The sequence below is a fragment of the Methylibium sp. genome (assembly GCF_035762065.1).
In the GTDB taxonomy this organism is placed as follows: Bacteria; Pseudomonadota; Gammaproteobacteria; order Burkholderiales; family Burkholderiaceae_C; genus Methylibium.
Window position 1 is genome coordinate 41487 of record NZ_DASTPW010000014.1, and the last position, 6000, is coordinate 47486.

At 68.2% G+C, this 6000-nt stretch carries 6 protein-coding genes; all 6 read left to right on the plus strand.

The genetic code is table 11. The features are described from left to right. The first annotated feature begins 359 nt into the window (after positions 1-359). The 6 genes from VFR90_RS04955 to VFR90_RS04980 all read left to right on the plus strand — a co-directional run bounded on the left by VFR90_RS04955 (position 360) and on the right by VFR90_RS04980 (position 5529). Complete coding sequence (locus tag VFR90_RS04955) at positions 360-728, plus strand: hypothetical protein (protein ID WP_326404955.1); 369 nt, start codon at positions 360-362, stop codon at positions 726-728. Positions 729-772: 44 nt separating this feature from the next. Further along, positions 773-1675, plus strand: a complete 903-nt coding sequence (locus VFR90_RS04960) for a tyrosine-type recombinase/integrase (protein ID WP_326404956.1) — start codon at positions 773-775, stop codon at positions 1673-1675. Further along, on the plus strand, positions 1672-2370 hold the full coding sequence (locus VFR90_RS04965; RefSeq protein WP_326404957.1) for a hypothetical protein: 699 nt from the start codon (positions 1672-1674) through the stop codon (positions 2368-2370). Before VFR90_RS04960 ends, VFR90_RS04965 begins: the two co-directional genes overlap by 4 nt. A gap of 97 nt (positions 2371-2467) precedes the next feature. Continuing rightward, positions 2468-2692, plus strand: a complete 225-nt coding sequence (locus tag VFR90_RS04970) for a hypothetical protein (RefSeq protein WP_326404959.1) — start codon at positions 2468-2470, stop codon at positions 2690-2692. 136 nt (positions 2693-2828) lie between these two features. Then, complete coding sequence (locus VFR90_RS04975) at positions 2829-3014, plus strand: hypothetical protein (RefSeq protein ID WP_326404960.1); 186 nt, start codon at positions 2829-2831, stop codon at positions 3012-3014. Then, positions 3007-5529 carry a VapE domain-containing protein gene (locus tag VFR90_RS04980; protein ID WP_326404961.1) on the plus strand — a complete coding sequence of 841 codons (2523 nt, stop codon included), beginning with the start codon at positions 3007-3009 and terminating at the stop codon, positions 5527-5529. The genes VFR90_RS04975 and VFR90_RS04980 overlap by 8 nt, the downstream gene beginning before the upstream one ends. Positions 5530-6000: the final 471 nt, after the last annotated feature.

Below are 6000 nucleotides of genomic sequence, written 5' to 3' on the forward strand. Positions count from 1 at the left end.
ATGGCCAGAGAGAAGCAGTCCGCCGGTGATCCGAACTTGGTGCCTTCCATCGCCGAGTTCACACGGAAGCCGCGCATCGGTAGCCGCTCAGCAGCTCCGCGCAGCTTGCGTGGTCGAGATGTTGTGGGCGGCCGTGTGCATCGCCTCAAGTTTGCGAGCCGCCGGCGAGGCAGTGGCTGGGCCGTTGACGCAGCGCCAGCAACCAGCTCGCTACCCACCCAATCCACCCCGAGCTGCCCGCCCCGTGTGCCCGACTGCCTAGCGCCGTGGGTGCTCGATGTCATCGACGATATGGCGGAGAACGATCCTCAGGCTCTACAGGCCTTGATCGATCGGCTCGAGCGCGAGTGGGGTATGCAATGAGCGCCGGCGTCGTGTTCATGGCGCAGCGCCGCCCGCTCGACGACGAGCTGCGAGCCGGCCTGCTCGACATGCTCGGCCGCCTCGCATGGTGTGCCGATACGCTGCAGGACCTCGGGTCACGTGGCATTGCCGGTGACGACAGCGCGCCGGTGCTTGCTGCCTGCGTGATGTCGGTCGCCACCGAAGTGGGCTTGCTCGCGGATGCGGCGACCAAGGCCCTCGGTGGCGTGCAGTTTCGAGGTGACGGTTTGGAGTGGTGCGCGGTGGGCCAGGCTGCGCTTCGAGCCGCATCGGTGCAGGCGCCTGCACTTAACGATCGCAACGCGCATGGGGCTGCTGCGCTGATGCAGGGCGGTGATGCATGAGCACGCTCACTGCCTTGCCGCCTCTCCCGATGAGGGACGGGGCCTTGACGATCCGCCAGCTCGTGGACCTCTACATGGCGCACTACGCGGGCCGTGACTGCACGCGACTCCAGCGGCTCACTTGGTGGGTCGCGCAGCTCGGCAACGAGCGACTCGATGAGGTCTGCGACGACCAGGTGCATGCGGCGCTCGAAGCCTTGGCTATGAACGCTTCACGCTACTTTGCCGGCCTGGACGCCGACGGGAAACCGATCCACAAGGCGAAGAAGAAGCCGATCGCGCCTGCCACGATCAACCGCTATGCGGCGTCGCTGTCGGCCGTGTTCACGTGGGCGATCAAGCGGCGCATCGCGCCGAAGGCCTTCGACAACCCGTGCCGCCGCATAGAGCGCCGGCCCGAAAACAACGAGCTGACCCGCTTCCTGAGCGACGACGAGCGAACGCGGCTGCTTGCCGCGTGCCGAGCCTCGGCATGGCCGCGCCTTTACCTGCTGGTGCTGCTTGCCCTCACGACCGGAGCGCGCAAGGGCGAGTTGCTCGGCTTGCGCTGGCGCGACGTGGACCTGGTTCAGCGCGTCGTGCACGTCGGCCGCTCGAAGAACGGTGATCCGAAGGTGCTGCCGATCGTCGCTGCGGCCGCCGAGCAGCTCGTGGAGCTGCAGGGGCGGGGCGACGAGCTGGTCTTCCCATCACGCCGGCGCCCGGACTGCGCCTATGCCTTCGAACCGCGGTGGAAGGCCGCGCTCGCCGTGGCCAAGGTGAAGGACTTCCGGTTCCACGATCTTCGGCACTCGTGCGCGAGCTACCTGGCGCAGAACGGCGCCACGCTGCTAGAGATCGGCGACCTGCTCGGGCATCGACAGGTGAGCATGACGAAGCGGTACAGCCACCTCGCTTCGACGCACCGGGCGGCGCTGGTGAATCGGGTGTTGGGCGACCTAAGGTGAAGGAGAAGTCGCCGCTGGACCTGCTGGCCGAGCAGCAAGACGCTCGATTGGCATCGCCGAGCTACGGGTCGCATCCAGGCGCCTTCAACCCATGGACAGCTACTGAGGTCGAGGCAATGCAACACGCCTCGGCCTCGGGCACATCGTCCGCTGACCACGCGAATCCAGTGCTTGCGTGGCATCGTGCCCAGAGGGTGCTTGGCATGCGCGAGGCAATCGAACGGGGCGACGGCGTGGCTGTCCTCGATGCGGTGGCTGAGTGCTTTCTGTGCGACCTACAGCCCCCAGCTTGGTTGGCTCTGGCCTTCCTCTCGCGCTGGCGAAGCGTCAAGCACGCGAGCGTTGGCTCGTGGGATGAAGCCTTTGGACAGCCTTGGCCGAAGGGCACGCAGCTCGCGCGCAAGCGATTAGTACAAGAGAACGCGGTGCGTGCTTGGCTGGCCGCGGTAAGGCGGATTCGTGCTGATCCGGGACGCCCAATCACGAAAGCGCTCTGGCAAGAGATCGGCACCGAACTGGGGTTCAGTGCGACTACGGCCGAGGAGCTGGCTCGCTCCCACTCGTCCCTGTTGACGCTGGCGGAGATCAAGGCCCAGCACAACAACGATCGAGAGAAGCCTCTGCTCGACGATGGATTGAGGGCGTTGGACGCGGCGTTCCATTCGAGTCACGGCGGCAAACCCGCGAAGTCTTGAAAGTTTGCGGGTCAGCTTTGTAGGCGAGAAGGAGCCGGTGACATTCGGTGTTGATAGGGGTGCAGGAAGGGCAACCCGTCAACGCTGGAGATCATCGATGACCGACCTCGCTACGCTGCAAACGCCCGAGCAGTACGCCACTGCCCGGTCCACGCTCTACCCGAGCGAGACCTCTCTGCGCTGGTTCATTCGGCGCAACCGGCCCGAGCTGGTCGAGGCCGAAGCAATCACCTGTCCCACGGGCCAGTGGCTCGTCATTCCGGACAAGTTCGACCGGGTTGCGATGGAGATCGGCAAGCGCCGCGCGCGAGCGGGCCTCTGACGTGCGCCCTCGCGGAGAGATCCGCAAGGCGCTAGCCGACGCCGCTCCTGAGCTGCAGCGGCAGTCGCCTTGGGGCTTCACTTGCAGGCAGCTCGCCATGCGTGCTTGCGTCGGCCTCACCGCGGCGCAGCGCACCGTGAACGAGATGAAGCGCTGCGGCGAGCTGCAGGTCGTCGGTACGACCCGCGTCGCGGGCGTGTGCCGACCGGCGAACCTGTACGTGCCGGCGCCGCCGCCGTGCGCACCCGATCAAGCTGGAGAGCTTGCCGCTGTGCTGAACGGCTGGGTACGTGCACCTTCAGGTGAGCCCGCCGATGACTGATCGCACGCCGATCGACTTCGCCGACGTCGCCGCCGCGCTGCTCGATCGCGCCGAGCAGCTCGTCTCTGCCTGGCTGCCTGGCGGGCGTCGGCAGGGTGCCGAATGGGTGTGTGGCGGGCTCGATGGCGAGCTGGGCACAAGCTGCTCGATCAACCTCCGCACCGGTCTCTGGGCCGACTTCGCAACCGATCAGCGCGGCGGCGACCTGTTGAGCCTGTACGCGGAGATCCATGGCCTCTCGCAGGCCGCAGCGGCGCGGGCGTTGATCGAGCAGCTCGGCCTGCAGGCGCCTGCAGCGACGCCGCGAGGGGGCGATGTGGAGGCACGTGTCACCGGCGGCGCCGACGGTGCGCAACGTGGCGGCTGGCGTCCGATCACGCCGGTGCCCGAGAGCGCGCCGGCACCAACCTTCGCGCACTGGCACTACACGCCGGCCGATCTCGAAGCGTCCTGGGCCTACCGGCACGACTCCCGGCTGTATGGCTACGTCGTCCGGTACCGACGCAGCGGTGGGGCCAAGGTGATCCTCCCGCTGACCTGGTGCGTCGACGAAGGCGACGATCGCAGCACCATGCGCTGGCACAACAAGCAGTGGTCCGAGCCGCGGCCGCTGTACCTGCCGGCGGGCGCGCTGCGCGAGGCCGACGTGCCGGTCCTCATCGTCGAGGGCGAGAAGTGCGCCGATGCTGCGCACGGGCTCGTCGGCGATTGCTGGGATGTCGTGAGCTGGCCAGGCGGCTGCAAGGCATGGGGCAAGGCCGACTGGTCCTGGATCGCGGGCCGTAGCGTCGTGCTCTGGCCCGACTGCGATGCGCATCGCACGTCGCTGTCGGCGGCCGAGCGGGCCGCAGGCCTGGCGCCCCAGTCGAAGCCGCTGCTGCCGGCCGCTCGACAGCCCGGCACGGTGGCGATGCGCGGCATCGCGGCCAAGCTGGCAAGCGAGCTGGCCTGCAAGGTCGCATTCGTGCCGATACCCGAACCTGGCGCGGTGGCGGCTGGCTGGGACGTGGCCGACGCGGCGGCCGAAGGCTGGACCGCCGAGCGCATCGCCGAGCTGCTGCGGCGGGCCGTGACCGCCGAACCGTCACCGCCCCCTACGGCCGCTGGCGCACTGGGGCCGCCCCAGCCAGCCGACGCGGGCGACTGGCGCGAGCTTCTCATCACGCGCGGCCAGAAGGTCATGGCGTGCCGCGAGAACGTGGTCCTGGCCTGCGACGGCCGGCCCGATCAAGGCGTGCCAGGCATCTTGGCGCTGCGAGGGCTGATCGGCTTCAACGAGTTCACGAACAACGTCGAGAAGCTGCGCGACGCACCGTGGGGATCGAAGGCCGGCCCGTGGAGCGAGACCGACGAGACCTGGCTCGGCGAGTGGCTCGCGCACGAGCACGGCATGCCACCGATGCCGCGCAGCACGCTCGAGGAAGCCGCGCGCATGGTCGCGGCGCGCAACGCCTTCCACCCGGTGCGCAAGCTCATCGACGCCCACCGGGGACGGTGGGACGGCACGCGCCGGCTCGCGAGCTGGCTTGCACGCGCTTGCCTCGAGGAAGACGAGTTCGATCCGCGCGACCCCTTGCAGCGTTACCTGGCGCGCGTGGGCACCTGGCTGCTGATGGCGATGGTCAAGCGCGCGCTCAGCCCGGGCTGCAAGTTCGACAACATGGTGATCTTCGAAGGGCCGCAGGGCTGGGGGAAGTCATCGCTCGCGCGAGCGCTCAGCCAGGGCTACTTCAGCGACACAGGCCTGCAGCTCGATCGCGGCAACGACTGTTATCAGAACCTGCAGGGCGTATGGGTGGTCGAGTGGCCGGAGCTGGACTCGCTGAACCGCGCGGAGGTGTCGGCGGTGAAGGCCTTCATCAGCTCGCAGACCGATCGCTTTCGCGCGACCTACGACCGCAGGCCTCACGACTACCCGCGGCAGGTGGTCTTCATCGGCACGACCAATGAGGACCACTACTTGAGCGACACGACCGGCAACCGCCGCTTCTGGCCCGTGCGCATCACGCGGCCGGTGGACCTGCCCTGGGTGCGCGCCAACCTGCCGCAGATGCTTGCCGAGGCGCTCGTCTACATCGAGGCCGGCGAGCGCTATTGGCCGACCGCGGAAGAGCAGCGCGACCTGTTCGAGCCGCAGCAGCAGCGCCGCACGGTCGAGACCAGCCTCGAGGCAGCAATCAAGCGCTACCTGCACGATCCGACGCACGCCGTTCCGTTCGGCAGCATCAAGGGATCGACGGCACCGGAAGTGCAACTCGTCGAGCTGCTGCGCGTGGTGGGCTATCCGTTGGATCGCCAGACCGACGCGCTGGTGAGGAAGGCCTCTTCGATCATGCGCAAGCTCGGATGGACCGTCCATCGGTCGAGTGCCGAGGGCCGGCCGCGCGTTTGGCGACGACCGAAAGAGCTGCCCGATGCGGAAGCATTTGCGCGCCCACCTGCCGCCGGCGCAAGCCATGGCAGGGGTACCGTCGCGTTCGACGATGAGATCGGCGCCCATGGCCCGCTTCAGTGAGCAGCGATCGCGGCGAGTCGCCGCGGAAAAGCTCGGGGCACCGGGGCGAGCGACCGTGTAGCCGTGCCGCGCACTGGGCGCGACCAGCGAGCGCTCGACGATGACCGCGTGTCCGCGTGTCCACGTCCTGCCGGTGAAGCCTATGGAACAGAGGTTCCTGGTCCCGGCGAGGCCAGGACCAGTGCGCACGGTCCATCCGAGCGACAGGGGCACGCTGCATGTGTAGGCGCCTGCATGCGCCGGCCGGCGCGCGTGGCCTCCTAGGCGTGTGATCTCCAGAGGAGAAGACGTGGACAGATGGACATCCGCGCAGCAGGGGCGAAGTGCGGCGCCGGACGGACTGAAGTGGCAGCGGCGCAGTCGATACAGCAGCTCACCGCTCGAGGATCGGGGGGGGGGTCGAAATCTCTGGAGCGTCGAGTCCGGAAACCGATCTCGCCGGTCCTTTTTTGCGCGCGCACGTTTCGGAGG

Bases quoted from the DNA above. Each gene is read 5' to 3' on its own strand.
- VFR90_RS04970 (WP_326404959.1), top strand. From the start codon at position 2,468: ATGACCGACCTCGCTACGCTGCAAACGCCCGAGCAGTACGCCACTGCC.
- VFR90_RS04980 (WP_326404961.1), top strand. From the start codon at position 3,007: ATGACTGATCGCACGCCGATCGACTTCGCCGACGTCGCCGCCGCGCTG.
- VFR90_RS04955 (WP_326404955.1), top strand. From the start codon at position 360: ATGAGCGCCGGCGTCGTGTTCATGGCGCAGCGCCGCCCGCTCGACGAC.